This is a genomic window from Luteimonas marina (assembly GCF_007859325.1).
Taxonomy (GTDB): Bacteria; Pseudomonadota; Gammaproteobacteria; order Xanthomonadales; family Xanthomonadaceae; genus Luteimonas; species Luteimonas marina.
The window spans coordinates 251,660-277,817 of the sequence record NZ_VOHK01000002.1; the positions used below are offsets into that span (position 1 = coordinate 251,660).

The following is a 26,158-nucleotide window of genomic DNA, read 5'->3' on the forward strand; positions in this document are numbered from 1 at the left end:
ACCTCGCGGATTTGCCGGGGGATTCCTGCTTCGGCAGCCCGGACTGACATTTCGACAGCCGATGCTGTCATTTCAAAGCCGATCCATGTCATTTCGACCGAAGGGAGAAATCTCCAGCCTCGGCCACCCGACCACCTTTGCGTTCGACGGGACGGCGACGGCAGATTTCTCCCTTCGGTCGAAATGACATGGAGTGGTCGAGATGACAGGGAGTGGTCGGAATGACTGGAGTGACCGGCGCAACTGCCGGGCAACTCAGGGCGCCGGGCAGGCGAACTTCCTGCGCGCCGCGCCGGTCGTGCCGTTCATGCGGTGGGTGACCGGTGTCGCCATACCATACATGCGCCAGTCGTAGATCACGCTGAAGGCGAGGATGCGGGCGACGTATTCGCGCGTCTCCTTGTAGCTGATGGTCTCGATCCACAGGTCCGGATCCATCGTCGGGCGCTGCGACAGCCAGCGCGAGGTTGGCGTCGGGCCGGCGTTGTAGGCGGCGATCGCGACGTAGGGCTTGCCGTACATCGCCTCCTTCTCGCGCAGGTAGGCGGTGCCGAGGGTGATGTTGGTGTTGGAGTCGTAGAGGCTCTCGGCGCCGCCCCAGGCCAGGCCCAGCCGGCGCGCGACCGCGGCGCCGGTTTCCGGCAGCACCTGCATCAGGCCGCGTGCGTTGGCCGGCGAGCGCGCCTTCGGGTTGAACACGCTCTCGGCGCGGATCTCGGCGGCGACCCAGGCCGGGTCGAGCCCGTTCCTGCGCGCCTCGCGCTCGATGGCGTCGGCGTGGTGGATCGGGAAGCGCAGCGTGTACAGCTGCAGTTCGCCCGGCGCCTTGCCCAGGCCGAACACGCCGCGGTCGAACCAGCCGTTGTCCTGCGCGACCTCGACCGCGATGCGTCGCTGCGCATCGTCGAAGCGCGACAGCGCGTCGTCCCATTCGCGCTGCGCCCAGCCGCTGCGCTCGGCGCGGTACAGCGCCATCGCGCGCACCATCGCCGGATCGGCGGCGACCGCGGCCTTCTGCGCGGCGGTCCAGTCCGGCATCCACGGGCACAGCGCGTAGGGCTGGTCGAGCCGGTCGGCGGCGAGGAAGCCGTGGAAGTCGGGTTTCTTCGCGACCGCGGCAAACAGCGCCTGCGCGCTGGCGCGGTCGCCGGTCAGCTCGCGCATGCGCGCCTCGAACCACTGCCAGCGCGAATCGCCGCGCTGCTTCTCGCCCATCTTCTGCAGGGCGGCGAGCGCGGCCTTCCAGTCCGAGCGCGCCAGCGCCTCGCGCACGCGCCATTCGTGCAGGCGATCGTCGTAGGCGGCGTCGGGCACGAGGCCCAGCAGCCGCGCCGAATCGGGCAGGTAGGAGGCCACCGTCCACAGCGCGGCCTGGTACAGCACGCGGCCGCGATCCTGTTCACTGAAGCCGAGTGCGGTGGCGAGCGCGGGCAGGCGCGCTTCGGCGGCAAGCGGGTCGGCCTTGGCGAACTTCGCCAGGCCGTGCGAGGCGACCAGCCGGCTGCGCGCGGTCTTGGGCCAGTTGAGCGCGCGCTCGTTCGGCGATTGCACGAAGGCGGCGTAGTCGGTGGCCAGCGCGCGCTGCTCGGGCGGCAGTTCGCGCGCGGCGGCGCGCATCACCACCGGCTCCCATTGCGCGGCGGCCAGTTCGATGCGCTCCCAGCGCAGTTCGTCGGTCAGTCCGCCGCGCGCGGCGAGCGCGGTGAACACCGCGTCGCATTCGCCGGGTAGCGACTTGCCGCTGCTGCGCCACATCGCCTGCGCGTCCTGCGTCCACTGTGCGTCGGCGGCGCCGGTGCGCGCGCGCGCGTCGAGTTCGGCGCAGCGCAGCGCAGTGGAGCGGATCGTGGGCGACCACGCCGCGCGATAGCCGCTCCAGTCCTGGCGCTTGAGCAGCGCGCGCAGCCAGGCCTCGCGGAAGACCCCGGCCACGGCCTCGTCCCTGTAGCGGGCGAGGAAGGCCTGCGCCTGCGCCGCCGGCAGGGTGTCGATGTTCCGTCGCAGCGCCGCCATCTCGACCCAGCGCTGCGCGGGATGGTCGGCGGCGAGCGCCGGCGCGGGCAGGCCGCGCTCGGCCGATTCGATCGCGGCGCGCAACGCTGCGTCCGCGGTCTGCGCCTGCGCGGCGGGTGTCAGCAGCAGGGCTGCTGCGAGTACGATGGACAGGCGTTCCTTCGACATGCGCGGACTATAGCGAAAGGCCCATGAATCCTGATTCAGATTGCGTCCGGGACAACGGGGGCGCGCACGCGTGATCGAAGGCTGGTGGATCTTCCCGCTGCTCGGCGTGGCCGCCGGCGTGGCCGCCGGCCTGCTCGGCATCGGCGGTGGACTGGTGATCATCGGCGTGCTGGTGTGGCTGCTGCCCTCGTTCGGCGTGCCGCCGGAGGCGACGATGCACGCGGCGCTGGCCAGCTCGCTGGCGAGCATCGTGCTGACCGCGTCCTCGTCGGCGCGCGCGCATCACCGCCGCGGCAGCGTGCTGTGGCCGACGGTGGCGTGGATGGTGCCGGGCCTGCTGCTCGGCGGCTGGCTCGGCAGCTTCGTCGCGGTGGCGCTGGAGGGCGAGGTGCTGCGGCGGTGCGTGGCGGTCTACTGTTTCCTGGTCGCGCTGCAGATGGCGTTCGGCGGGCCGCGCGGCGACGCGGCGCGACCCGACGTCGTGCCCGTGGGCTGGCTGATGTCGGCGGCGGGGACGGGGATCGGCGCGGTGTCGGCGGTGGTCGGCATCGGCGGCGGCAGCCTGACCGTGCCGCTGCTGGTCTGGCGCGGCGTGGTGCCGGTGCGCGCAGTGGGCACGTCGGCGGCCTGCGGCATCTTCATCGCGATTGCCAGCGCGGCGGGCTACGCGATGAATGCGCCCCTCGGCGCGCTGCCGGCGCATGCGGTCGGCTATGTCTACCTGCCCGCGGCGATCGGCATCGCGCTGGGCTCGGTGCTGGCCGCGCCGCTGGGCACGCGGCTCGCGCACGCGATCAGCGGCGTCGCGCTCAAGCGCGTGTTCGCGGGGTTCATGGTGCTGGTGGGGATCAGCCTGCTGGTCTGAAGGAAACCCCCATCGGGCGGGTTTCAACCCGCCCCCGAGATTGCAGCCGGAGAGATCACGGTCGCTCGTCCGGTCCCCGATGGGCGACCGCCGCCTCGGCATGCCGCAGGAAATCGCTGACGTACCAGCGGCCGTCGCGGCGTTCGAGGTTGACGACGGTGTCGATCGGCGTACCGGCGAGCGCGTACTGCATGCGCACGCGGGCGAGGTCGCCGGTCTGCGACTGCAGCTGCACCTGCATGTCGCGCAGGTCGGCGTCGAGGTCGAAGCCGTAGGCCGCCAGCACCTGCTTGCCGGTCGCGAGCACGCGCGACATGCGCTGCAGGCCCGTGGACATACCGGCTTCGGCGAAGGCGTCGTCGCTGTCGAGCTGCGCTTCGCGCGCGGCCGCCGCCATCGTCGCGATCGCCGCCTGCGCGCGCTTGCGGTCGCCGATCGGCGCCTGTCCCGCCCACGCGCCCAGCGCCTGCACCAGCTGCGGGTAGTGCTCGCGCTCGGACACGCTGAAGTCGCCCTGCTGCAGGATGTACTGCACGGTGAACACGGTCAGGAACTCGGCGGCCTGGGCGAGACTGGCGTTGGCGAGCTGTCGGTCGAAGCCCTGCTGCAGCGTCTTTTCCGCGTCCGGCGCGGACAGCGCGGCCATCGCGCGCGGCAGGTGCGCGGCGAACGGCAGCTGGTCCAGCGGCCATCGCGTGCGGCCCTCGCGCCAGGCGGTGTCGAGCTGCGCATGCAGGGCCGGCGTGACCGCGTCGCGGGCGAAGGCTTCGAGGTCGCTGTCGCGCAGGTGCGCGGTGAGCTGGCGCACGGTTTCGCCGGGGGTCGGGGCTTCGCGTGGCGAGGCGACGTCGGCGGTGTCCGGCCGGCTGCAGCCGGGCAGCGCCAGCGCGGCGGCGGCGAGCAGCGCGAAGAGCGCGGCGATCGTGCGGTTCCCCATCGCAGGACCTTTTCCCCTGGAGCCGCCTGCATCTTGGCTGCCGGGAGCGGGTGCGGCAACCGTGCGATGGCAAAACCGGGCGCGGGGTCGCCATTAGTGCCGTCATTCCCGCGAAGGCGGGAATCCAGCGTCTTTGCTTTCAAAGGCTTGAAGACACTGGGTTCCCGCCTTCGCGGGAATGACGATCTGTTGAGGTCCCCGGACGTGCGTCGCATGCGGACAGGCAACTGGACTCCGGTTTTTCTACAAGTCGCGCACCACCCAGCCCGGCGGCATGTCGACGTGGCCGGCGTCGATCGCGGCCTGGGCGACGTCGTCCGGCGGCTGCCCGGCCTGCCAGGCGCGGGCGATCGCGGCCAGGCGCTCGCGGGTGGCGCGCGTGTAGGCGCCTTCGAGTTCGTTCTGCGCGTCGGCGGCCAGCTTCTGCGGATACAGCGTGCGCGCTTCGTCGCTGTGGTTGAGCAGGTCGACCAGCAGGGCGAGGTGGTGGCGGAAGCTGTCGCTGCCCAGCGAAGTGCGCTGGGTGCGCTGCAGGTGCCAGACGACGAGGTATTCGACCGGTCCGAGCAGGCGCCGCGGCGAGGCGCCGAAAAAGCCGCCCGACAGCGCGCCCGCGCTCATGCCGGTGACGTTGTCGGGCAGCTGGGTCGCGCCCCAGGAGCTCAGCGCGCCGCCGGGCAGGTCGGAACGGCGCAGCGCGGTGGCGACGGTGTCGGCGAGCAGGCGCTTGGCCTCGCCGTCGTCGCTTTCGGCCACCACGGCCAGCAGCCGCAGGAACATCGGGTAGTGGTCCTCGCCCAGGCGCCGCGACAGGCGCTTGAGCACCGCCAGCCGGTATTCCGGGTCCTCGTGCGCGGCCAGCGCGCAGACCAGGCGTCCGGCGGCGTCGCGCAGCTGGTCGGCGGAGGGCGTGGACAGGTTCATCGGTGCGCCGGTGGGCAGGTGACGCACATTATGGGGGGCGGGGGATCTGCCTGTAGGAGCGCCTTCAGGCGCGACCACAATGTCCGGACGCGCGGAGTGTCGGGTCGCGGCTGAAGCCGCTCCTACAGGGGCAATGTGCGGGTCGGGATCAGAGCGCCGACAGGATGCCGTCGACGCCGGCGTTGGCGGCCTCGGCCCGGTCCATCTGCGCCAGCTGGCCGGTGAAGGCCTCCGAGCGCGGCAGCGTGCGCGCCGTGCCCGCGTCGCCCCATGCCGACAGGTTGAGCACCGCCTCGCCCGGATCGACCAGCACTGCCGGCGCCGCCTCCGCAATCGCGAGTTCGCCCTCGGCGCGCAGCAGTCCCTGCTGGCGGGCCTCGTCGAGCGAGACCTGCCCGCCGGCCGGATCGAAGCCGGACGTGCTCAGGCCGGGAGGCGTGGAACCGATGGTGCTCATGCGGGTAGGTGTTCGGGTGCGCGATGGGGCCGCAGCTGCGGCGACAGGCACACTCTAGCGAGGGTGTCATCGGGCTGTCACCTCGGGCCGACCCTAGGGATCACCCGGGGCCGCGGGCCCGTTCATGATCCGGCGCGCGTCGCCGCGTCGCCGCGTTGACGAGCGTGGACGCAGGCCCATGCTAGCCTCCGGCGGGCGTCACCAACAGGCACGGGACTCGCATGGCCGACAAGGACCAGGGCGCCGACAAGACCGAAAAGCCGACCCCGAAGAAGATCCGCGACGCGCGCAAGGAAGGCAACGTCGCCAAGAGCAAGGAGCTGACCGGCACGGTGCTGCTGCTCGGCTGGATCGCACTCGGCGGGATGCTCGGCACGTTCATCTTCGGCCGCATCAGTGCGCTGTTCGACCAGAGCCTGCAGGCCGTCGGCAAGCCGTTCATGGAGGTGCTGCCGCAGCTAGGCCAGCTCGCGTTCGAGACCCTGCTGTGGATTCTCCTGCCGCTGATGGGCATGGCGCTGGCGCTGGGCGTGGTGATCGAGTTCCTGCAGGTCGGGCCGGTGGCCTCGATCAAGAAGGTCACGCCGAAGATGGACAAGATGAATCCGGTCGAGGGCATCAAGCGGATGTTCTCGATGGACAACCTGGTCGAGCTGGTGAAGTCGGTCCTCAAGTGCGCGGCGCTGGTCGGCATCGGCTACATCGTGCTGCGCGGGATGATGGAGTGGCTGCTCAAGCTGCCGTTCGCGCCGCCCACGGCGATGGCCGGCGCGTTCTGGCACGGGGTGAAGTGGATCGCGGTATGGACGATCGCGGTGTTCTTCTTCGTCTCCGCGCTGGACGTGTGGTACCAGAAGTTCTCCTACACCAAGAAGCTGCGGATGAGCCGGCGCGACATCCGCCAGGAGGTCAAGGAGAACGAGGGCGACCCCTACGTCAAGCAGCGCCGCCGCCAGTTGCACCAGGAGTGGGCGCAGCAGAACATGCTCTCCGCCGTGCGCAAGTCGAACGTCGTCGTGACCAACCCCACCCACATCGCCGTGGCCCTGCAGTACGAACCCGGCGAGACCGAGCTGCCGGTGGTGGTGGCCAAGGGCGAGGGCGCGTTCGCTGAGCTGATCAAGAAGACCGCGGTGGAGGAGGGCATCCCGATCCTGCAGAACGTGCCGCTGGCGCGCGGGCTCAACGAACACGTCGAGCTGGACGACTACATCGGCAACGAGTTCTTCGACGCGGTGGCCGAGGTGCTGCACTGGGCGGAGAACGTGCGCCGCGAGCGCGGGGACGATGTCGAGACGGTGTATCGGGAGCCGGAGGGGGAGTAGGGCGAATCCGTGTCGGAAGCTTGCACTCCCGTCATCCCCGCGAAGGCGGGGACCCAGTGTCTTTGTTGTTGATTTGCAAGCTTGAAGACACTGGGTTCCCGCCTTCGCGGGAATGACGGGTTGTAGAGACCTGCCCCCTTTGTCATTTCGACCGAAGGGAGAAATCTGCTGTCATCGCGGGAGATTTCTCCCTTCGGTCGAAATGACAGGCAGGAGAGCGCGCCGCGGTGGTATCACTTCACCCGCTGCTTCTCCAGCTTCCGCGCCAGCGTGCGCCGGTGCATGCCGAGCTGGCGCGCGGCCTCGGAGATGTTGAAGTCGGCCGCGGCCAGCGCCTCGTGGATGTGCTCCCACTCCAGCGTCTTGATCGAGGTCTGGCGACGCGTCAGCTGCACGTCCGTATCCCCGTCCTCGCGCGCGAACGCGGCCTCGATGTCGTCGGTGTTCGAGGGCTTGGCGAGGTAGTGACGCGCGCCGAGCTTGATCGCCTCGACCGCGGTGGCGATGCTGGCGTAGCCGGTCAGCACCACGATCAGCATGTCCGGATCAAACGCGTGCAGCGCCTTGACGCAGGCCAGGCCGGAGCTGCCGCCGGCCAGCTTCAGGTCGACCACGGCGTGGGTCGGCGCGAACTCCGCGAGCAGCGGCGCCAGCGCGTCGAGGCTGGCGGCGTCGCGCACCGCGTAGCCGCGACGCTCGAACGAGCGCGACAGCGTGCGCGCGAACGCGGCGTCGTCCTCGACGATCAGCAGGCGGCGGGCGTCATCGGTCATCTTCGTCGGGTTCCAGCGACAGCGCCGGCAGCGGCAGGGTCACGGTGACCGTGGCGCCGCCGGGCGCGTTGCGTGCGGCAATGGTACCGCCAAGGGTGCGCGCGACGTTCACGGCGAGGAACAGCCCCAGCCCGCGCCCGGGCGCGCCCTTGCTCGACTGGTAGGGCTTGCCGATGCGCTCGATCATGTCCTCGGGAAAGCCGGGGCCGTCGTCGCGCACGCGCAGCACCAGCGCATCGTCGACGCGTTCGGCCTCCATCGTCACGCTCGAGCGCGAGGCCTCCAGCGCATTGTCGAGGATGTTCCACAGCATCTGCTGCAGGCCGGCGTCGGCGACGATGGCGAAGTCGGCGTCGAGCCGGTCGCGGTATTCGAAGCCGCGCACGGTGCGGCTGCGCTTCCACTCGTCGACGAGCTCGTCCAGGAACCTGCGCAGCGTGGTGCCGTGCGTCGCCTCGCCGCGGGTCTCGCCGGCGGTGGCGAGGATGTTGGAGACGATGGCCTTGCAGCGCAGGACCTGCGCCTGCATCTCGGTCACGTCCTGCAGCAGCTCGGGATCGGAGGCGAAGTGCGGCAGGTGCTGCCAGTCGCCGAGGATCACCGCCAGCGTCGACAGCGGCGTGCCCAGTTCGTGCGCGGCGCCGGAGGCGAGCAGGCCCATGCGCACGATGTGCTCCTCCTCGGCCGCGCGCTGGCGCAACGCCGCCAGCCGCGCGTCGCGCGCGCGGATGATGCGGCCGATGCGGGTGATGAACACCACCAGCAGGGTCGCGATCAGCGCGAAGCACAGCAGCAGGCCCTGCACGTAGGGATCGGACAGGCCGCCGTCGGGACTGGCCGGCAGCGTGACCGGGCCGGGCGCGACGGCGAGGCCGGCCACGCAGGCGCAGGTCACGGCCACGATCACCCAGCTCGACCACGGCTTGAGCAGCACCGCCGCCAGCGCGACCTGCAGCAGGTACAGGAAGGCGAAGGGATTGGCGATGCCGCCGCTCAGGTAGAGCTGCACGGTGAGCGCGGCGACGTCGACCAGCAGGCCGAGCAGCAGCGCCGCGTTGGTGACGCGCCCGCGGCCGCGCCAGCGCAGCATCGCCGCGCCGTTGAACGCCGCCAGTCCGGCGAGCACCGCCAGCATCGGCAGCAGCGGCAGCGCGATGCCGAGGCCGGCATGCACCAGCGAGATCGTCAGCAGCTGGCCAACCACCGCGATCCAGCGCAGCTGGATCAGCTGGCGCATGCTGTTGACGCCGGCGCTGTCGTGCGAGTCCGCGGGATCGACGTCGGCGCGAACGGTGGACGGAACGGGGATCTGCGGCATCGGTCGGGTTCGGGCGTGGATGCGGTCAGTGCCGCCGGCGGCGCTCCCCGGACAGGACGCGCCGGATGGCGTAGGCCACCATGCCCGCCAGCGCGAACCAGGTCAGCGCGTACTGCAGGTGGTGGTCGCGGAACCGTACCACGGTCATGCCGCCGCGCGGCCACGCCGGTGCCGCCGGGTCGAAGGCGGCGTCGATGAAGTACGGCGCCACGTCATCCAGGCCGCGGGCGGTCGCGATCGCGTGCACGTCGCGCGAGTACCAGCGATCCTGCGCCGGCAGGTTGTCGCGCAGGATGCGGCCGCCGGGTTCGTCGAGGCGCAGCAGGCCTTCGATGCGCACCGGGCCGGCCGGCGCGGGCGCAGCCGACTCGCGCGCATCGGCCGCGACGAAGCCGCGGTTGACCAGCACGATGTCGCCGGCGTCGGTGCGCAGCGGCGAGAGGATCCAGGCGCCGGGGCCGAGTTCGGTCAGGGCATCGACGCGGGTGTCGCGATCGGGCAGGAATTCGCCCTGTGCGAACACGCGGCGGTACTCGGCGCCGGCGGCATCCACCTGCGGCCACTGCGCGCGCGGCGGCGCGGCGACCGGGTCGGCGTGGATGCGGCCGTCGACCCGCGCGATCAGGTCGTGCTTCCAGTGCAGCCGCTTCACCTGCCAGACGCCGAGCGCGGTGAAGGCGGCGAACAGGACGGCGAGCAGGGCGAGGAAGGCGGCCCTGGCGAAACGGCGCGGCGGGGGGCGGGGTTCGGCGCTCATCGGCTTTCGACATCGTCATTCCAGCGCAAGCTGGAATCCATTGTGCTCCTGGGCGCTTCCGCGATGGATTCCAGCTTGCGCTGGAATGACGGCAGAAGGGGGCAGAAGGCAGCCCTACGGCATGCTCTGCATGTCGTGCATCGCCGGCATCATGTTGCTGTTCATGTGGTGCATGACCCACAGCGTGCCGATCAGCACGATCACCAGCAGCACCGCGGTGAAGATCAGGGCCAGCAGGTTCCAGCCGCCCTCCGACTTCGGGTTCATGTGCAGGAAATAGACCATGTGCACCACCACCTGCACCATCGCGAAGGCGAGGACCACCAGGGTGGTGATGGTCGGCGTCGGCAGCACCTTGGCCATCACCAGCCAGAACGGGATCGCGGTCAGCAGCACCGACAGCACGAAGCCGGTCAGGTATTCCCTGCCGCTGACGTGCGGGATGCCGTCTTCGAGGAAGTCGTCGTGGTGATTCGGGGAATGCTCGCTCATCACAGCGTGCCCATCAGGTAGACGAAGGTGAAGACGCCGATCCAGACGACGTCGAGGAAGTGCCAGAACAGCGACAGGCAGGCGATGCGGCGCGTGGTAGTGCGGTTCAGGCCCCAGCGGCCCACCTGCATGCACAGCACCACCAGCCAGAGCACGCCGAACAGCACGTGCAGGCCGTGGGTGCCGACCAGGGCGAAGAACGCCGACAGGAACGCGCTGCGCTGCGGTCCGGCGCCAAGGTGGATCAGGTGCTGGAATTCGTACAGCTCGATGCCGAGGAACACCAGGCCCAGCGCGCCGGTCACCAGCAGCCAGGCGATGGTGCCGCGCGCGTTGCGCCGCTGCATCGCCAGCATCGCGAAGCCGTAGGTGATCGACGACAGCAGCAGCACCGCGGTGTTGACCGCGATCAGCGTCAGGTCGAACAGGTCGCCGCCGGCGGGGCCGGCCGCGTAGCTCTTCGAGAACACGCCGAACGTGGCGAACAGGCTGCCGAAGATCATCAGGTCGCTGAGCAGGTAGATCCAGAAGCCCAGCAGGGTGCCGTTCTGCGGATGGTGCGCGCCGCGCTCGTCGAGGAAGACCGGCGAGCCGTCGGCATGGTTCAGGGCGATGGACTCAGACACGGATGCCCTCCAGTTGCGCGGTGCGCGCGGCCTCGGTCGCGGCGACTTCCTCGGCGGGGATGTGGTGGTCGCGGTCGCGGTCGAAGCTGTGCCAGATCGCGTAGGCCACCACCGCCAGCAGCGAGGCCGCCGCCAGCCACCAGATGTGCCAGATCAGCGCAAAGCCGCAGGCGGTCGCCAGCACCGACAGGATCACGCCGGCGCCGGTGTTGCGCGGCATGTGGATCGGCCCGAAGCCGCTGGTCGGGCGCCGGAAGCCGCGCTGCTTCATGTCCGCCCAGGCGTCGTTGTCGTGCACCACGGGGGTGAAGGCGAAGTTGTAGTCCGGCGGCGGCGACGAGGTCGACCACTCCAGCGTGCGCCCGTTCCACGGATCGCCGGTGACGTCGCGCAACTGCTCGCGCCTGCGGAAGCTCACGACCAGGCAGATCAGGAAGCTGGCGATGCCGATCGCCACCAGCACCGCGCCGAACAGCGCGATCTGGAACCAGATCTGCAGCGAGGGATCCTCGAAGTGGCTCACGCGCCGGGTCACGCCCATCAGGCCGAGCACGTACAGCGGCGTGAACGCGAACCAGTAGCCGGCGAGCCAGAACCAGAACGCCATCTTCCCCCAGAAGTCGTCGAGCCTGAAGCCGAACGCCTTCGGGAACCAGTGGGTCATCGCCGCGAACAGTCCGAACACCACGCCGCCGATGATCACGTTGTGGAAGTGCGCCACCAGGAACAGCGAGTTGTGCAGCACGAAGTCGGCCGGCGGCACCGCCAGCAGCACGCCGGTCATGCCGCCGATGACGAAGGTGATCATGAAGCCCATCGTCCACAGCATCGGCACCTCGAAGCGGATGCGGCCGCGGTACATGGTGAACAGCCAGTTGAAGATCTTCGCGCCCGTCGGGATCGAGATGATCATCGTGGTGATGCCGAAGAACGAGTTGACGCTGGCGCCCGAGCCCATCGTGAAGAAGTGGTGCAGCCACACCAGGTACGACAGCACGGTGATGCAGACGGTGGCGTAGACCATCGAGCTGTAGCCGAACAGGCGCTTGCCCGAGTAGGTGGACACCACTTCTGAGAACACGCCGAACACCGGCAGGATCAGGATGTAGACCTCCGGGTGGCCCCAGATCCAGATCAGGTTCACGTACAGCATGGCGTTGCCGCCGAGGTCGGTCGTGAAGAAGTTGGTGCCGACGTAGCGGTCGAGCGTCATCAGCGCCAGCACCGCGGTCAGCACCGGGAACGACACCACGATCAGCACGTTGGTGCACAGCGCGGTCCAGGTGAACACCGGCATCTTCATCAGGCCCATGCCCGGCGCGCGCATCTTGACGATGGTCACGATCAGGTTCACGCCCGACAACAACGTGCCCACGCCGGCGATCTGCAGGGCCCAGATGTAGTAGTCGAGCCCGACGCCGGTGTCCTGGTTGCCGAGGTTGGACAGCGCCAGCCAGCCGGAGGTGGAGAACTCGCCGAAGAACAGCGACAGCATGACCAGCATCGCGCCGGCGGTGGTCATCCAGAAGCTGAAGTTGTTGAGGAACGGGAATGCCACGTCGCGCGCGCCGATCTGCAGCGGCACGATGTAGTTCATCAGGCCGGTGACCAGCGGCATCGCCACGAAGAAGATCATGATCACGCCGTGGGCGGTGAAGATCTGGTCGTAGTGGTGCGGCGGCAGGTAGCCGAGGTTGTCGCCGAAGGCCATCGCCTGGTGCAGGCGCATCATGATCGCGTCGGCGAAGCCGCGCAGCAGCATCACCAGGCCCAGCACCATGTACATGATGCCGATCTTCTTGTGGTCGATGCTGGTGAACCAGTCGCGCCACAGCCAGCCCCACAGCCGATGCTTCGTGATCAGCGCCAGCAGCGCGAGGCCGCCGATGACGGTGCCGACGAAGGTCGCGGCGATGATCGGGTCGTGCAGCATCGGGATCGCGTCCCATGCCATGCGGCCGGTCAGGGGGGAGTGGGTGACGGTGGAGGGGTCGAGGGCCATCGGTGTTTCCGGGGGAAAGCGGTGGTGCGTTGGATCAGGGGCGTGTTGGGGTCGCGCCGGGAAAACTCCGGTTTGTCACTCCGAACGTAGTGAGAAGCGCTTTACAACAGCGAAGCTGGTCAATCTCGGAAGACCTGGAACGCAGATTTCTCGCTGCGCTCGAAATGACAGTTGTCTGGATCGTTCGTCAGGGCGCCTGCAGGCCTCCGGCGACGGATTGCGGGGCCGCCGGGAACGGGGCGGGCAGCCGGTCCACGGTGCAGACGCCCGCGCTGACGAAGGGGCCTGAGGCGAGGTTGCCGCGGCGCGGCCTCGCCAGCGCGTCGATGGCGTCGAGCCCCAGCCCGCCCATGGCGTCGTAGGCCATCATCTGGTGCATGCACAGCCGGTCGGTGTCGACGCAGCGGTTGACCACCGCGTCGAACAGGCCGCTGTCGACGCTGGCGTAGCGGCGCGCGGGTTCGCGCGCGCTGGGCACTTCCAGCTTCAGGTACTCGTCGCGGGTCAGCGCGCCGCCGCCGGCGCGCGTGGCCGCGATCCACTGCGAGAATCCTTCCTCCGGCAGCGCATGGAAGCGGAAGCGCATGTGCGAGAAGCCTTCGCCGCTGTAGTGCGAGGACAGGCCTTCATAGTCGCCGGCCTCGTTCATCACCGCGTGGAGCTTGGTCTCCATCGCCGGCATGGTGTAGATCATCCCGGCCAGCGCGGGCACGTAGAACGCGTTCATCGTGCTCGACGAGGTCAGCCGGAAGCGGATCGGCCGGTCGACCGGGGCGGCCATCTCGTTGACCGAGGCCACGCCGTACTCGGGATAGACGAACAGCCACTTCCAGTCCAGCGCCACCACCTGCACCTCCAGCGGCTCGACGCCCTCGGGGACCGGGCGGCCGGGCGCGATGCGGTCGAGCGGGCGGTGCGGATCGAGCAGGTGGGTACTGATCCAGGTGATCGCGCCCAGGGCGATGATGATCAGCAGCGGGATCGCCCAGATCACCAGTTCCAGCTGGGTGGAGTGGTCCCAGTCGGGCGTGTAGGTGGCCTTGCGGTTGGAGGCGCGGTAGCGCCAGGCGAACAGCAGGGTCATCGCGATCACCGGCACGATGACCAGCAGCATCAGCCCCGTGGCGACCACGATGAGCTTGCCCTGCTGCGCGGCGATGTCGCCGGGCGGGGACAGGACGACGGTGCTGCAGCCGGCCATGAGCGGTAGGGCAAGGGCGGGCAGCCAGCGGAGGGCGCGACGGATGGCGGACATGGACGGACGAACCGGGAACCGATTGATCCAGGTCAATGTAGTCAGCGCGGCAGGTCAGGACCATTGGACGTTTTGTCCCATCGCATCGCGGGCGCGCCGCTGCGACACTATCGATCGGCCCCATCCCTTGTAGGAGCGCCTTCAGGCGCGACCACCCGTCCGGACGCCGTGGATGTCCGGTCGCGGCTGAAGCCGCTCCTGCAGAGGTCATGGGCCTGCGCCCCCAGCAAGACGAGCCCTGCCGCCGATGTCCGCCCATCCCGACGCCATCCATTCCACTCACGACCACGGCGCACGCGCGCACGCGGACATCGCGCCGGGCGAGATCGCGGTCGGCGTGGTGGTCGGCCGCACCTCGGAATACTTCGACTTCTTCGTCTACGGCATCGCCTCGGCGCTGGTGTTCCCGACGGTGTTCTTCCCGTTCGTCGACCGCCTGACCGGCACGCTGTACGCGTTCGCGCTGTTCGCGCTGGCCTTCGTGGCGCGCCCCTTCGGCACGGTGCTGTTCATGTGGATCCAGCGCCGCTGGAGCCGGGGCACCAAGCTGACCGCGGCGCTGTTCCTGCTCGGCACCGCGACCGCGGGCATCGCCTTCCTGCCCGGCTTCGACAGGATCGGCGTTGCGGCGATCGTGCTGCTGGCGCTGTTCCGCGTGCTGCAGGGCGTGGCGCTGGGCGGTTCCTGGGACGGATTGCCTTCGCTGCTGGCGCTGAATGCGCCCAAGGAGCGGCGCGGCTGGTACGCCATGCTCGGCCAGCTCGGCGCGCCGGTGGGCTTCATCGTCGCCGCGGCGCTGTTCGCCTTCCTGATCTCGAGCCTGTCGACCGAGGACTTCTTCGCCTGGGGCTGGCGCTACCCGTTCTTCGCCGCGTTCGCGATCAACGTCGTGGCGCTGTTCGCGCGCCTGCGCCTGGTGGTCGCCGACGAGTTCCAGGACAAGATGGGCGAGCTGGAACTCGAGCCGACGCCGACCCGCGAACTGTTCCGCGCCAAGGGCCGGCACGTGATCATCGGCGCATTCGCGGCGCTGGCCAGCTACGCGATGTTCCACATCGTCACGATCTTCCCGCTGTCGTGGATCGAACTGTTCACCGAGGAATCGGTGAGCGCGTTCCTGGTGCTGCAGGTCTTCGGCGGCCTGCTCGCCGCGGGCGGCATCGTCGCCTCGGGCTTCGTCGCCGACCGCGTCGGCCGTGCCAGGACCCTTGGCGGCACCGCGGTGGGCATCGCGATGTACAGCGGCTTCGCGCCGACCCTGCTCGGCGCCGGCGGCCTCGGCCAGGACGTGTTCGTGCTGCTCGGCTTCCTGCTGCTCGGCCTGTCGTACGGACAGGCGGCGGGCGCGGTGACCGCCAACTTCGGTTCGAAGTACCGCTACACCGGCGCCGCGCTGACCTCGGACGTGGCCTGGCTGATCGGCGCCGCCTTCGCCCCGCTGGTCGCGCTCGGCCTGTGCGCGCAGTTCGGCCTGCCCTACATCGGCCTGTACCTGCTCTCGGGCGCGATCGGCACCCTCGCCGCGCTGGGCGTCAACCGGATGCTGCGGCTGCGCAGCTGAGTCGCCCCCGCCGGGCCTGACCCTCGCTGCCCGTCATCCCGGGCGCAGCGAGGGATCTTCCCTCCGCCCGCGCGAGCCATCCATGGCTGCCTTTCCCGATGCGTCAGTCAAGCCGCGCCGCGAAGCGGCGTCGGCTTGAATGAATTGTTGGCCATCACCTAACAGATGAGCAGAACGGCGCCGTCACCACGTTCTGCGGCGTCCCGATAAAAGTCTGAAAGACCGAGATAGTTCTCGACGATGTATTCGAGAGCTTCGTCACCATCACGCACGCACATGTCGCTTAGGTAGATGTCAGCTGCCTTCATGGCGGCGGGATCATATCGAGATGAGAAGCTCGCCTTGTCGATCGAAGCCAGAGCGGAAGCGATACTCTTGACCTGATCAGGTACGAGAATACGGGCTGGCCCATAACCGGCATCATCTCCAGTTTCTTCTCCACCCAGCACGGCCCAAGCCAATGGCTCTTCTCCTCCATCCGCCTGGCCGGTCAGCATGAAATGAATGCAGTGCCATGATTTGTCCACGTCAACAATGTTTGTGGGCTCTTCAGACTCGAACTGTTCGCTCAGGAACTCTTCAAGTGAACCTGGGTTTGCAAAGAAGGCCTTCACGGCATCTTTGTCGATTGCGATAAAGCATGCGGCCATTCCCACGTAGCGACTCCTTCAGTGTGATGGCTAACGCCAGAATTAAGCCGTGCCGCGAAGCGGCATCGGCTTGAATGAATTGTTATGCCCCACGCGGGGTATCTCGCTTGGCAACAGCGGCACGTGCTTTCTCTGGCAATTGCTCGTAGAGCGCTTGGATTTGCTTGGGTCTTGTGACTCGATCTTCAACAATAAAATTGAGCATCGCGAAAAGATTCTGCGCCATCTCTGGAGTGTCGGAGAGATTGATCTCGCCTGGATGCACAGCGTTATTGCCGATCACTCTGCAGTAATCGAGCGCTTGTTGAACTTGGGTGGGAAGCCCTTGGCTCACCAACGCTCGGATGTCATCATTGATGTTCTCGCCACCTTGCCCAAGCACGGGCATTAGCTTCTGAACTGCTAAGCGAAGGAGTGCGGCCGCAGCACGGGGCGACCGTCCGAAGATAGATCTAGCTTCGTTGTAATCACCAACTATCGCTTCAGGCATGTCCGTGTGGGCAGGCTCAACCGGCGAATCAGCCGGAACGACCATCTGCTCCTCGTACCAATAGGAATTGGTCTTGCAATGCGTACAGAAGCAGCGTGTTACTGGAGAGCTACTCGAAGAGGAATGTGAGAATGGCAGAGGAATCCATTGCTGTGCTGCGTAAACGCCGCAGTGGATGCAGTGGAACTGCTTTTCACTGAAGGTAGGCGGATAGTATTTGCTCATGGGGCATAACGCCTATTGGTCCCCAAAAACGAGGATATCGGCGGATGTTCAGCTTGGCTCATTCATGTGTCAAGCGCGGACATGGCCTGCGGGATCAAAGGGTTGCTTATGCCTTCTTTCTGGATCGACGCCACATGTCGCCCAGGCGGAGAGTGCCTATGCGGGGTGACAAGCGTTATCGCTCCATCTTTCGCTGATATCTGGAAATCGATGTCTTGATCCCGAGGAGGTTCTGGGCTTGCGCTGTTCGGCGGCAAAAAAGAACGCCGGCCTTGCGGCCGGCGTCCGGGTGACGCGGATCGCTGTCGCGAACCTTACTTCGTGATGTCGACGTCCTTGGTTTCCTTCAGGAACAGGGTGCCGATGATGAAGGTCATCACCGCGACCACGATCGGGTACCACAGGCCGGCGTAGATGTTGCCGGTCAGCAGCACCAGGGCGAAGGCGGTGGTCGGCAGGAAGCCGCCGAACCAGCCGTTGCCGATGTGGTAGGGCAGCGACATCGAGGTGTAGCGGATGCGGGTCGGGAACAGTTCGACCAGCCAGGCCGCGATCGGCCCGTACACCATCGTCACGTACAGCACCAGGATCGTCAGCAGCACCAGCACCATCGGCTTGTTCATCTGGCTGTTGTCGGCGGCCTTCGGATAGCCGGCGGCGTCGATCGCGGCGGTCAGGTCGGCGGTCAGCTTGGCCTGGGCGGCGGCGGCCTCGTCGCCCGACAGCGCGCTCAGGTCGACGCTCTGGATCACCGTTTCGCCGATGCGCACGGCGGCCAGCGAGCCTGCAGGGGCGGCCTCGTTGGTGTAGTTCACGCTGCGCGCGTTCAGCAGGTTCTTGACGATGTCGCAGGAGTTGCTGAACTTGACGTGGCTCTTGAGCTCACCCGGCACGAACTGGAACGAGCAGTCCTTCGGATCGGCGACCACCACCGCCGGGCTCGCCTGGGAGGCGGCGTACAGCGCGGGATTGCCGAAGTAGGTCAGGCCCTTGAAGATCGGGAAGTAGGTCACCGCGGCCAGCAGGCAGCCGGCCATGATGATCGGCTTGCGGCCGACCTTGTCCGACAGCCAGCCGAAGAAGATGAAGCCGCCGGTGGCGATCGCCAGCGCCGCCGCGATGAACAGGTTGGCGGTGACCGGGTCGACCTTCAGGGTCTGGGTCATGAAGAACAGCGCGTAGAACTGGCCGGCGTACCACACCACCGCCTGGCCGGCGGTGGCGCCGAGCAGGGCCAGCAGCACGATCTTGCCGTTGCTCCAGTTGCCGAAGCTCTCGGTGATCGGCGCCTTGGAACGGGTGCCTTCTTCCTTCATTTTCTGGAACAGCGGCGACTCGTTGAGCTGCATGCGGATCCACACCGAGATCAGCAGCAGCACGAACGAGATCAGGAACGGCACGCGCCAGCCCCATTCGGCGAAGGCCTCGTTGCCCAGGATCAGGCGGCAGCCCAGGATCACCAGCAGCGACAGGAACAGGCCGACCGTCGCGGTGGTCTGGATGAAGCTGGTGTACAGGCCGCGCTTGCCCATCGGCGCATGCTCGGCGACGTAGGTCGCCGCGCCACCGTACTCGCCGCCCAGCGCCAGGCCCTGCAGGCATCGCAATACCACCAGCAGGATCGGCGCAGCGATGCCGATCGTCGCGTAGGTGGGCAAGATGCCGACGAGGAAGGTCGACACGCCCATGATCACGATGGTGATGAGGAAGGTGTACTTGCGTCCGATCAGGTCGCCCAAGCGGCCGAACACGATGGCGCCGAAGGGGCGCACCGCGAAGCCTGCGGCGAACGTCAGCAGCGCCATGATGAACGCCGGTCCCGGCGCGAGCGAGGAGAAGAAGTGGACCGCGATGACGGCGGCGAGCGAGCCGTACAGGTAGAAGTCGTACCACTCGAACACGGTACCGAGGCTCGAGGCAAGGATGACCTTGCGGTGTTCCTTGGTCATGCCGCCCGTGTGGACGGCTGGATTGCTTGTTGACATCTTCGGCTCCCCTTAGAAGCTGTACTTGACGGTCGTGTGGATACGCCTCAGGTCGCCCTCGCGGTCGTCCTCAAGCGTGCGTTCGCCCCAGCTGATCTCCGCACCGATGTCGAGCTTCGGGAACGGGGAATAGATCAGGTTCGCGTGGAACGACTGTGCGCGTTCAACGGCGGCGTAGCTCAGCGGGCCCCAGCCGGCCAGGCCCTTGTCGTTGTCGAACTCGGCAACGGAGTACATCAGGTTGGTGCGCAGCTGCGGGGTGAAGGCATGGCGCCATGCGACGAAGCCGCCTGCGCCGTTCTGCGCATGCAGTTCGCCGTTGGCGTCGAGCACGGCGTCCGCGCCCAGGCCGAAGGCCAGGTAGCGGCCGATGCCCGAGCCGTAGTTCGCCATCCAGCGGATGTCGTCGCTGGCGCCGAGGTTGAACTTGCCCGACAGGCTGACCGCGGCGCCGCTGGTGCTCTCGTCACCCGACTTGAGCTGGCGCAGCAGGCCGGCGACGCTGAAGTGGCCCCAGTCGCCCTTGGTCACGTAGCGCGCGGTCAGGTCCGGCACCAGGTTGCTGCCGCCGGCGTTGTTGCGCGCCGCGGTGGCGACGTTGCTGACGGTGGTGAGGGGATTCTCGAGCGCGACCGAGAACGGGCCGCTGGTGTAGCGGACCTGGGCCTGGCGCACGAAGGTGGTGCCTTCGGTGACGCCGACGAAGTCGACCGCCTCCGGCAGCGCGGCCACGTCCTGGAAGTTCGACCAGGTCTGGCCGGCCAGCCACTTGTTCCAGCTCACGTAGGCGTGGCGCACGGTGACGCCGTGGGTGTTGGTCGAGACCTCGTTGCCGAGGTTGGCGCTGCCGCCGCCGAACATGTCGACCTCGATCATCGCCTTGAACTTGTCGCCGCCCTCGGTGACGTGGTCGGCGGCGAGCCAGAAGCGCGAGAACGCGGCGTGGAAGTCGGTGTAGGGGTCGGTGTCGGGCTCGGCGCCGTTGGCGACCACCGGGATCGTGGACGGCACGTAGAACAGGCGGCCGGCGGAACCTTCGGCGATGACGCCGTCGCTGGTGTCGGTGGTCATCGCGTCGAGCTTGATGAAGCCGCCGTAGGAGAAGGTGCTGCCGGGGTTGCCCGCGGTCAGGATCGGCGAGCGCTGGATGCGCGGCTTGCCGTCGTCCGCGGCGCCCTGCGCCACCTTCACCTCGTCGAGCTGGGTCCGCGTTTCGGCGACCGTCGCCTGCGTCTGCTGCTGCGACTGCAGCAGCGCCTGCACCTGCGCCTCGAGCTGGGCGATGCGCGCCTCCAGTTCCCGTTCCTTCGCGGTCTGCCCGAACGCCACTCCGGGCGCGATCAGCGCGATCATCATTGCGGCCGCCAACGGCCGCAGTGGCCTGCGTTTGGTCATCAACTTCCCCTCCCAGAGAATAGGTGTGCGCATGAGACACGCCGAGGCTGCGCGTCGGCGCCGGTGGTGCCTATTCGTCTTTGGTAGGGGGCGCGTGGACTTGCGACCAAAGTCCTAGCGGCATGTTGCGATGCAATATGCCCGGATGGGGCACACTGGTCCCATGCACTTTTGACTGGCAGAGCCTCGGGAGGGCGACATGAGCGACATCTACCCCGTCAAGCCTGGATTCGCGGAACGCGCGCGTATCGACAAGGCGGCCTACGAGCGCGACTACGCGGCCTCGGTGAAGGACCCGGAGGCCTTCTGGGGCAAGGCCGCCGAGCGCCTGGACTGGTACCGCAAGCCGACCGTCATCAAGGACGTCAGCTACGACCTGGCCGACTTCCACATCCGCTGGTTCGGCGACGGCGAGCTCAACGCCAGCGTCAACTGCCTCGACCGGCACCTCGACGCGCGCGGCGACAAGACCGCGCTGATCTTCGAGCCCGACAGCCCCGACTCGCCGGCCAGGCACGTCAGCTATCGCGAGCTGCACGAGCGCGTGTGCAAGCTCGCCAACGCCCTGCGCGAGCTGGGCGTGCAGAAGGGTGACCGCGTCACCATCTACCTGCCGATGATCGTCGAGGCCGCGGTGGCGATGCTCGCCTGCGCCCGCATCGGCGCGGTGCACATGGTGGTGTTCGGCGGCTTCGCGCCCAACTCGATCGCCGACCGCGTCGGCGACTGCGGCGCCAGGCTGATCATCACCGCCGACGAGGGCCTGCGCGGCGGCCGCAAGGTGCCGCTCAAGGCCAACGTCGACGCCGCGCTGAAGCTGCCCGGCACCAACACCGTCGAAACCGTGCTGGTCGTGCGCCACACCGGCGGCGCGGTCGACATGCAGATGCCGCGCGACCGCTGGTACGACGCCGTGGTCGACCCGCAGCCGGCTGCCTGCGAGCCCGAGCGCATGAACGCCGAGGATCCGCTGTTCATCCTCTACACCTCCGGCAGTACTGGCAAGCCCAAGGGCGTGCTGCACACCACCGGCGGCTACCTGCTGTTCGCCGCCTACACCCACGAGGCGGTGTTCGACCTGCGCGAGGACGACGTCTACTGGTGCACCGCCGACGTCGGCTGGGTCACCGGCCACAGCTACATCGTCTACGGCCCGCTGGCCAATGGCGCGACCTCGCTGATCTTCGAGGGCGTGCCCAACTACCCCGACTTCTCCCGCTTCTGGAACGTCATCGACCGGCACCAGGTGACGATCTTCTACACCGCGCCCACCGCGATCCGCGCGCTGATGCGCGAGGGCGAGGCGCCGGTGAAGCAGGCCTCGCGCGCGTCGCTGCGCCTGCTCGGCAGCGTCGGCGAGCCGATCAACCCCGAGGCCTGGCGCTGGTACTACGACGTCGTCGGCGACGGCCGCTGCCCGGTGGTCGACACCTGGTGGCAGACCGAGACCGGCGGCATCCTGATCTCGCCGCTGCCCGGCGCGGTCGACCTCAAGCCCGGCTCGGCGACGCTGCCGTTCTTCGGCGTGCAGCCGGCGCTGGTCGACGCAGAGGGCAAGCGGCTCGAAGGCGCGACCGAGGGCAACCTGGTCCTGCTCGATTCCTGGCCGGGACAGATGCGCACGGTCTACGGCGACCACCAGCGCTTCATCGACACTTACTTCAAGACCTATCCGGGCACCTACTTCACCGGCGACGGCTGCCGCCGCGACGAGGACGGCTACTACTGGATCACCGGCCGCGTCGACGACGTGATCAACGTCTCCGGCCACCGCATCGGCACCGCCGAGGTCGAGAGCGCGCTGGTGCTGCATCCCAAGGTCGCAGAGGCCGCGGTGGTCGGTTTCCCGCACGACATCAAGGGCCAGGGCATCTACGCCTACGTCACCCTGGTGGCGGGCGAGGTCGAGAGCGACGAGCTGCTCAAGGAACTGGTCGCGCACGTGCGCAAGGAGATCGGGCCGATCGCATCGCCGGACTTCCTGCAGTGGGCGCCGGGCCTGCCGAAGACACGCTCGGGCAAGATCATGCGCCGCATCCTGCGCAAGATCGCCGAGAACGCGCCCGACCAGCTCGGCGACACCAGCACGCTGGCCGATCCGTCGGTGGTGGATTCGCTGGTGAAGAACCGGCATGGGGCGTGAAGGGCCGTGATTGGTGATTCGTGATTGGTGATTCGAAAGGGCGGATCCCGCATCCGTCCTTTCGCCGCACGATCACGAATCCCGGTCTCCATTCCCCGCCATTCCAATCACCAATCACCAATCACCAATCACCAATCACCAATCACCAATCACCAATCACGGACCGATGCCCACCATCCTCGTCGCCGACGACCATCCCCTGTTCCGCGAGGCCCTGCGCGGTGCGGTGGTCCGCGTGATCCCGCAGGCCGAGCTGCACGAGGCCGACAACGCCCAGGCGCTGTACACCATGGCCGACGCGCATCCCGACGCCGACCTGCTGCTGCTCGACCTCAACATGCCCGGCACCCACGGCTTCAGCGCGCTGGTGCACCTGCGCGGCCTGCATCCGCAGCTGCCGGTGGTGATGGTGTCGGCGCGCGAGGAGCCGGCGGTGATCCGCCGCGCGCTCGACCACGGCGCGATGGGCTTCATCCCCAAGTCCTCCAACGCCGAGGCGCTGGGCACGGCGCTGCGCCACGTGCTCGACGGCGACCGCTGGGTGCCCGACATCGCCGCCGGCGCGCCGGAAACGCCATCCGACGAACACGACATCGCCGCGCGCGTGCGCGAACTCACCCCGCAGCAGTTCCGCGTGCTGCAGATGCTCGGCTCGGGCAAGCTCAACAAGCAGATCGGCTACGAGCTGGGCGTATCCGAGGCGACGATCAAGGCGCACATGAGCGCGATCCTGCGCAAGCTCGGCGCCTCCAACCGCACCCAGGCGGTGCTGATGGCCGGGAAACTGTCGGTCGATCCCGACAAGGTCGTGCCGCTGGAAGGCGAAGCCGAGTAGACGGGGCCCCGCGCGCCCACGGAGTTGCCCGCGCGTCGGTGCGCGTGGCGATTGCGCGCCGGTGCCGGATCCGGGGCACGGCGGGGCGTGCTGTCCGCTTCGTGGCCATGTGGCCGTACTCCCGTTTGGGAGTGGAGGCGGGCGCATCCGCGAGGCTAGCGTGTGCGACGTTCCACGAATCCAGGGCACCGTCCGGTCCCGTCAGGAGGACATTGCATGCGCATCATCCGGGAAACGACGTTCCTGCTGCTGTTCCTGCTGCCTGCGCTGGTCGCGGCCGCGCAGGAGCGGGTGCCCGACGGGCCGCTGCCGCGCGACGTGGTGCCGACGCTGGTGCAGCTGGAGCTGCGGGTCGATCCGCGCCAGGAGGGATTCAGCGGGACCACGCGCATCGAGGCGACCCTCGCCAGGCCGCTCGACACTCTCTGGATGCACGCGCGCGATCTGGAGCTGTCGCGCGCCGAAGCGGTGCTCGCTGATGGCCGGCGCGTGCCGCTGCGGGCCGAGGACGCACACGCGTCCGGCGTGCTGAAGCTGTCCGCGCCGGAGACGCTGCCCGCGGGCGCACTCGCGCTGGAGTTCGACCACGCCGCCGCCTTCGGCAAGCTCGAAGGCGCGTACCGCGCGCGGCAGGGCGATCTGGACTACGTGCTCACGCAGATGGAGCCGCTGGGCGCGCGCAAGGTGTTCCCGGGCTTCGACGAGCCCTCGTTCAAGCAGCCGTGGGAGATCACGCTGGTGGTGCCCGAGGCCGACGTGGCCGTCGCCAATGCCGCGCAGGCGTCCAGCGAACCTGCGGACCCGGGCTGGAAGCGCGTGCGCTTCGCTCGCACCGAGGCGTTGCCGAGCTACCTGGTCGCGTTCGCGGTCGGGCCGTGGGACGTCGTCGAGGGGCCGGCGATCGCCGCGCGCGGAGATCGCAGCGCCGCGCTGCCGTTCCGCACGCTCACCGCGAAGGGCCAGTCCGCGAAGACGGCGTACGGCCGCGAACACACGCCGGCGATCGTGCATGCGCTGGAGGACTACTTCGGCACGCCGTATCCCTTCGCCAAGCTCGACAACCTCGCGGCGCCGGATTTCGCCTGGGGCGCGATGGAGAACGCGGGCCTGGTCGTCTACCGCGATTCGCTGCTGTTCCCGGAGGCGGCGTCCCCTTCGGACGAACGGCTGTCTTTCTGGATGGTCTCGGCCCATGAACTCGCGCACCAGTGGTTCGGCAACCTGGTGACGATGCGCTGGTGGGACGACCTGTGGCTCAACGAGGCCTTCGCCAGCTGGATGGGCTACAAGATCGCGCACCAGCTGCAGCCGGACCTCCATGCCGACCGTGCGCTGCTCGATTCGGTGCTGCGCACGATGGACCAGGACAGCCTCGCCAGCACGCGCCGGATCGGCGAACCGATCCGGGACTTCACCGACATCCAGTCCGCGTTCGACCCGATCACCTACGACAAGGGCGGCGCGGTGCTGGAGATGGTCGAGCGCTACGTGGGCGAACAGGCCTTCCGCGACGGCGTCCGCGACTACCTCGCGGCGCATGCGCGCGGCAACGCCAGCCGCGACGACCTCTTCGCAGCGATCGCCGCGCGCGCCGGCGACGCCGAGGGCGTGCGCGCGGCGCTGGACAGCTTCATCGAGCAGCCGGGCGTGCCCGAGCTCCGGGTCGGCCTCGACTGCGCCGGCGCGACCCCGGCCCTGCACGTGCGCCAGCGGCGCTACCTGCCCGCGGGCTCGGACGCCGATGCCGACCAGGCCTGGACCGTGCCCGTTTGCGCGCGCTACGCCGACGGCGACGCCACGCGCACCGAATGCGCGCTGGCGAGCGGACGCGAATCGCGGATTCCGCTGCGCGAGGCGAGGGCCTGCCCGGCCTGGGTGATGCCGAATGCGGACGCGCGCGGCTACTACCGCTACGTCATGGACGCGCCGCTGCAGTCCGCCCTGACCGCACGGTTCGATGCGCTCAACGAACGCGAGCAGCAGGCCTATGCCGATGCGCTGCAGGCCGGGTTCAAGACCGGCGCGCTGGCGCCGGCCGCCTACCTCGCGTCGCTGCCGCAGCTGGCGGGCGCCGGCGGCTCGCAGGCCGTGACCGCGCCGTTCGCCAACCTGCGCTGGATCTGGGAGCAGTTGATCGACGACGAGGACGCGCGCGACGACTTCCGCGCCCGGGTGGCGTCGATCTATCGTCCGCGGCTGGAGCGGCTGGGGCTCGAACCGCGGGCGGACGACAGCGAGGACGATCGTTCGCTGCGGGAGACGCTGGCCTGGGTGTTCGCCTACCGGCTGCGCGATCCCGCGGTGCGCGCGCCGCTGGCGGCGCAGGGGCGCGGCGTGCTCGGGCTCGACGGCGACGGCGCCCTGGATGCCGGCGCGGTGTCCCGCGACCTGCGCAGGAACGCGCTGGTGATCGCGCTGCAGGACGGCGCGATCGAGGCGTTCGATGCCGCGGAGCGGCACCTGCGGGCGAGCGAGGATCCCGTCCTGCGCGGCGAACTGCTGTACGCGATGGCGCTGGTCGAGGATGCCTCGCTCGCGTCGCGTTTCCGCGCGCTGCTGCTCGATGAGGGCAGTGTGCGCGCCAACGAGGTGGGCTGGATGGGTGCGCAGAGCGCGGTGCCGGCCCTGCGCCCGGCCTTGCGCGACTGGATGCGCGCGAACTTCGAAACGCTCACGACCCGCTCCGGCCCGTTCATCGTCGCGGCCGTGGTGGCGATCGACGCCGTCGGGCGCTGCGACCGGGCCGACGCCGACGAGCTGCAGGCGCACTACGCGCCCATCGTGCGCGGACTGGAGGGCGGGCCGCTGGCACTGAAGCAGGCGAGCGAGGACATCCGCCTGTGCGCGGCGCTGAAGCAGGCGCACGCCGGCCGGCCGCTGGCGTTCCCGCAGTGATGGCCGAGGCCTGACGCCCGGCGTCCTTCGGCAACACCGAAGCTGTCATCCCGAGCGCAGCGAGGGA

Annotated in this window: 21 protein-coding genes; 6 read left to right on the forward strand and 15 right to left on the reverse strand. The window is 68.6% G+C overall.

Annotated elements, in window-relative coordinates; translation table 11 throughout:
• Positions 1 to 255: 255 nt before the first annotated feature.
• Positions 256 to 2,181, reverse strand: a complete 1,926-nt coding sequence (locus tag FQY83_RS05240) for a lytic transglycosylase domain-containing protein (protein ID WP_146385774.1) — start codon at positions 2,179 to 2,181, stop codon at positions 256 to 258.
• 70 nt (positions 2,182 to 2,251) lie between these two features.
• Between FQY83_RS05240 and FQY83_RS05245 the strand changes: the two genes are divergently transcribed.
• The gene (locus FQY83_RS05245; protein ID WP_238333415.1) at positions 2,252 to 3,046 is read left to right on the forward strand and encodes a sulfite exporter TauE/SafE family protein; all 795 of its coding nucleotides are present in this window, start codon (positions 2,252 to 2,254) and stop codon (positions 3,044 to 3,046) included.
• Positions 3,047 to 3,101: 55 nt separating this feature from the next.
• Here the strand turns inward: FQY83_RS05245 and FQY83_RS05250 are convergent, their stop codons facing one another.
• From FQY83_RS05250 to FQY83_RS05260, 3 genes are all read right to left on the reverse strand, one after another.
• Positions 3,102 to 3,983, reverse strand: a complete 882-nt coding sequence (locus FQY83_RS05250) for a hypothetical protein (RefSeq protein WP_146385776.1) — start codon at positions 3,981 to 3,983, stop codon at positions 3,102 to 3,104.
• Positions 3,984 to 4,226: 243 nt separating this feature from the next.
• Entirely contained in the window at positions 4,227 to 4,907 is a 681-nt protein-coding gene (locus FQY83_RS05255) for a hypothetical protein (RefSeq protein WP_146385778.1), read from the reverse strand.
• A 148-nt stretch (positions 4,908 to 5,055) separates the two neighbouring features.
• The gene (locus FQY83_RS05260; RefSeq protein WP_146385780.1) at positions 5,056 to 5,364 is read right to left on the reverse strand and encodes a hypothetical protein; all 309 of its coding nucleotides are present in this window, start codon (positions 5,362 to 5,364) and stop codon (positions 5,056 to 5,058) included.
• A 221-nt stretch (positions 5,365 to 5,585) separates the two neighbouring features.
• Between FQY83_RS05260 and sctU the strand changes: the two genes are divergently transcribed.
• The gene (sctU, locus tag FQY83_RS05265; protein ID WP_146385782.1) at positions 5,586 to 6,689 is read left to right on the forward strand and encodes a type III secretion system export apparatus subunit SctU; all 1,104 of its coding nucleotides are present in this window, start codon (positions 5,586 to 5,588) and stop codon (positions 6,687 to 6,689) included.
• Positions 6,690 to 6,922: 233 nt separating this feature from the next.
• Here sctU and FQY83_RS05270 read toward each other — a convergent pair whose 3' ends face one another.
• From FQY83_RS05270 to cyoA, 7 genes are all read right to left on the reverse strand, one after another.
• On the reverse strand, positions 6,923 to 7,462 hold the full coding sequence (locus tag FQY83_RS05270) for a response regulator transcription factor (protein ID WP_146385784.1): 540 nt from the start codon (positions 7,460 to 7,462) through the stop codon (positions 6,923 to 6,925).
• A complete protein-coding gene (locus FQY83_RS05275; protein ID WP_146385786.1) occupies positions 7,452 to 8,780 on the reverse strand; it encodes an ATP-binding protein in 1,329 nt (442 codons plus the stop codon). The genes FQY83_RS05270 and FQY83_RS05275 overlap by 11 nt, the downstream gene beginning before the upstream one ends.
• A 25-nt stretch (positions 8,781 to 8,805) precedes the next feature.
• Complete coding sequence (locus FQY83_RS05280; RefSeq protein ID WP_146385788.1) at positions 8,806 to 9,537, reverse strand: SURF1 family protein; 732 nt, start codon at positions 9,535 to 9,537, stop codon at positions 8,806 to 8,808.
• A 114-nt stretch (positions 9,538 to 9,651) separates the two neighbouring features.
• Complete coding sequence (gene cyoD / locus FQY83_RS05285) at positions 9,652 to 10,029, reverse strand: cytochrome o ubiquinol oxidase subunit IV (RefSeq protein WP_146385790.1); 378 nt, start codon at positions 10,027 to 10,029, stop codon at positions 9,652 to 9,654.
• The gene (gene cyoC / locus FQY83_RS05290) at positions 10,029 to 10,655 is read right to left on the reverse strand and encodes a cytochrome o ubiquinol oxidase subunit III (protein ID WP_146385792.1); all 627 of its coding nucleotides are present in this window, start codon (positions 10,653 to 10,655) and stop codon (positions 10,029 to 10,031) included. The genes cyoD and cyoC overlap by 1 nt, the downstream gene beginning before the upstream one ends.
• A complete protein-coding gene (cyoB, locus tag FQY83_RS05295) occupies positions 10,648 to 12,657 on the reverse strand; it encodes a cytochrome o ubiquinol oxidase subunit I (RefSeq protein WP_146385794.1) in 2,010 nt (669 codons plus the stop codon). The genes cyoC and cyoB overlap by 8 nt, the downstream gene beginning before the upstream one ends.
• Positions 12,658 to 12,844: 187 nt before the next feature.
• Complete coding sequence (gene cyoA, locus FQY83_RS05300; protein WP_146385796.1) at positions 12,845 to 13,912, reverse strand: ubiquinol oxidase subunit II; 1,068 nt, start codon at positions 13,910 to 13,912, stop codon at positions 12,845 to 12,847.
• Positions 13,913 to 14,159: 247 nt separating this feature from the next.
• Here cyoA and FQY83_RS05305 point away from each other — a divergent pair, with 247 nt between their 5' ends.
• Positions 14,160 to 15,473, forward strand: a complete 1,314-nt coding sequence (locus FQY83_RS05305) for an MFS transporter (RefSeq protein ID WP_146385798.1) — start codon at positions 14,160 to 14,162, stop codon at positions 15,471 to 15,473.
• Positions 15,474 to 15,631: 158 nt separating this feature from the next.
• Here FQY83_RS05305 and FQY83_RS05310 read toward each other — a convergent pair whose 3' ends face one another.
• The 4 genes from FQY83_RS05310 to FQY83_RS05325 all read right to left on the reverse strand — a co-directional run bounded on the left by FQY83_RS05310 (position 15,632) and on the right by FQY83_RS05325 (position 20,218).
• The gene (locus FQY83_RS05310) at positions 15,632 to 16,123 is read right to left on the reverse strand and encodes a YfbM family protein (protein ID WP_238333427.1); all 492 of its coding nucleotides are present in this window, start codon (positions 16,121 to 16,123) and stop codon (positions 15,632 to 15,634) included.
• 82 nt (positions 16,124 to 16,205) lie between these two features.
• Entirely contained in the window at positions 16,206 to 16,838 is a 633-nt protein-coding gene (locus tag FQY83_RS05315; RefSeq protein ID WP_146385802.1) for a DUF4145 domain-containing protein, read from the reverse strand.
• Between the two features lie 314 nt (positions 16,839 to 17,152).
• Complete coding sequence (locus tag FQY83_RS05320) at positions 17,153 to 18,787, reverse strand: MFS transporter (RefSeq protein WP_425478590.1); 1,635 nt, start codon at positions 18,785 to 18,787, stop codon at positions 17,153 to 17,155.
• Positions 18,788 to 18,835: 48 nt separating this feature from the next.
• On the reverse strand, positions 18,836 to 20,218 hold the full coding sequence (locus FQY83_RS05325; protein ID WP_238333416.1) for a DcaP family trimeric outer membrane transporter: 1,383 nt from the start codon (positions 20,216 to 20,218) through the stop codon (positions 18,836 to 18,838).
• Positions 20,219 to 20,417: 199 nt separating this feature from the next.
• Here FQY83_RS05325 and acs point away from each other — a divergent pair, with 199 nt between their 5' ends.
• From acs to FQY83_RS05340, 3 genes are all read left to right on the forward strand, one after another.
• Positions 20,418 to 22,361: an acetate--CoA ligase gene (acs, locus tag FQY83_RS05330; RefSeq protein WP_146385806.1), complete on the forward strand. Its 1,944-nt coding sequence runs from the start codon at positions 20,418 to 20,420 to the stop codon at positions 22,359 to 22,361.
• Between the two features lie 166 nt (positions 22,362 to 22,527).
• Positions 22,528 to 23,196 (forward strand): response regulator transcription factor, encoded by a 669-nt coding sequence (locus tag FQY83_RS05335; protein ID WP_146385808.1) that lies wholly within the window; start codon positions 22,528 to 22,530, stop codon positions 23,194 to 23,196.
• Positions 23,197 to 23,412: 216 nt separating this feature from the next.
• Positions 23,413 to 26,091: a M1 family metallopeptidase gene (locus tag FQY83_RS05340; protein WP_146385810.1), complete on the forward strand. Its 2,679-nt coding sequence runs from the start codon at positions 23,413 to 23,415 to the stop codon at positions 26,089 to 26,091.
• The last annotated feature ends 67 nt before the right edge of the window (positions 26,092 to 26,158 follow it).

What these genes read in the sequence shown, in the direction of transcription:
- FQY83_RS05250 (WP_146385776.1), bottom strand. Translation starts at nt 3,983, where the DNA reads ATGGGGAACCGCACGATCGCCGCGCTCTTCGCGCTGCTCGCCGCCGCC.
- FQY83_RS05270 (WP_146385784.1), bottom strand. Translation starts at nt 7,462, where the DNA reads ATGACCGATGACGCCCGCCGCCTGCTGATCGTCGAGGACGACGCCGCG.
- FQY83_RS05255 (WP_146385778.1), bottom strand. Translation starts at nt 4,907, where the DNA reads ATGAACCTGTCCACGCCCTCCGCCGACCAGCTGCGCGACGCCGCCGGA.
- acs (WP_146385806.1), top strand. Translation starts at nt 20,418, where the DNA reads ATGAGCGACATCTACCCCGTCAAGCCTGGATTCGCGGAACGCGCGCGT.
- FQY83_RS05315 (WP_146385802.1), bottom strand. Translation starts at nt 16,838, where the DNA reads ATGAGCAAATACTATCCGCCTACCTTCAGTGAAAAGCAGTTCCACTGC.
- sctU (WP_146385782.1), top strand. Translation starts at nt 5,586, where the DNA reads ATGGCCGACAAGGACCAGGGCGCCGACAAGACCGAAAAGCCGACCCCG.
- FQY83_RS05280 (WP_146385788.1), bottom strand. Translation starts at nt 9,537, where the DNA reads ATGAGCGCCGAACCCCGCCCCCCGCCGCGCCGTTTCGCCAGGGCCGCC.
- FQY83_RS05320 (WP_425478590.1), bottom strand. Translation starts at nt 18,787, where the DNA reads ATGACCAAGGAACACCGCAAGGTCATCCTTGCCTCGAGCCTCGGTACC.
- cyoB (WP_146385794.1), bottom strand. Translation starts at nt 12,657, where the DNA reads ATGGCCCTCGACCCCTCCACCGTCACCCACTCCCCCCTGACCGGCCGC.
- FQY83_RS05305 (WP_146385798.1), top strand. Translation starts at nt 14,160, where the DNA reads ATGTCCGCCCATCCCGACGCCATCCATTCCACTCACGACCACGGCGCA.
- FQY83_RS05260 (WP_146385780.1), bottom strand. Translation starts at nt 5,364, where the DNA reads ATGAGCACCATCGGTTCCACGCCTCCCGGCCTGAGCACGTCCGGCTTC.
- FQY83_RS05310 (WP_238333427.1), bottom strand. Translation starts at nt 16,123, where the DNA reads ATGGCCGCATGCTTTATCGCAATCGACAAAGATGCCGTGAAGGCCTTC.
- FQY83_RS05325 (WP_238333416.1), bottom strand. Translation starts at nt 20,218, where the DNA reads ATGACCAAACGCAGGCCACTGCGGCCGTTGGCGGCCGCAATGATGATC.
- cyoA (WP_146385796.1), bottom strand. Translation starts at nt 13,912, where the DNA reads ATGTCCGCCATCCGTCGCGCCCTCCGCTGGCTGCCCGCCCTTGCCCTA.
- FQY83_RS05335 (WP_146385808.1), top strand. Translation starts at nt 22,528, where the DNA reads ATGCCCACCATCCTCGTCGCCGACGACCATCCCCTGTTCCGCGAGGCC.
- cyoD (WP_146385790.1), bottom strand. Translation starts at nt 10,029, where the DNA reads ATGAGCGAGCATTCCCCGAATCACCACGACGACTTCCTCGAAGACGGC.
- FQY83_RS05340 (WP_146385810.1), top strand. Translation starts at nt 23,413, where the DNA reads ATGCGCATCATCCGGGAAACGACGTTCCTGCTGCTGTTCCTGCTGCCT.
- FQY83_RS05275 (WP_146385786.1), bottom strand. Translation starts at nt 8,780, where the DNA reads ATGCCGCAGATCCCCGTTCCGTCCACCGTTCGCGCCGACGTCGATCCC.
- FQY83_RS05240 (WP_146385774.1), bottom strand. Translation starts at nt 2,181, where the DNA reads ATGTCGAAGGAACGCCTGTCCATCGTACTCGCAGCAGCCCTGCTGCTG.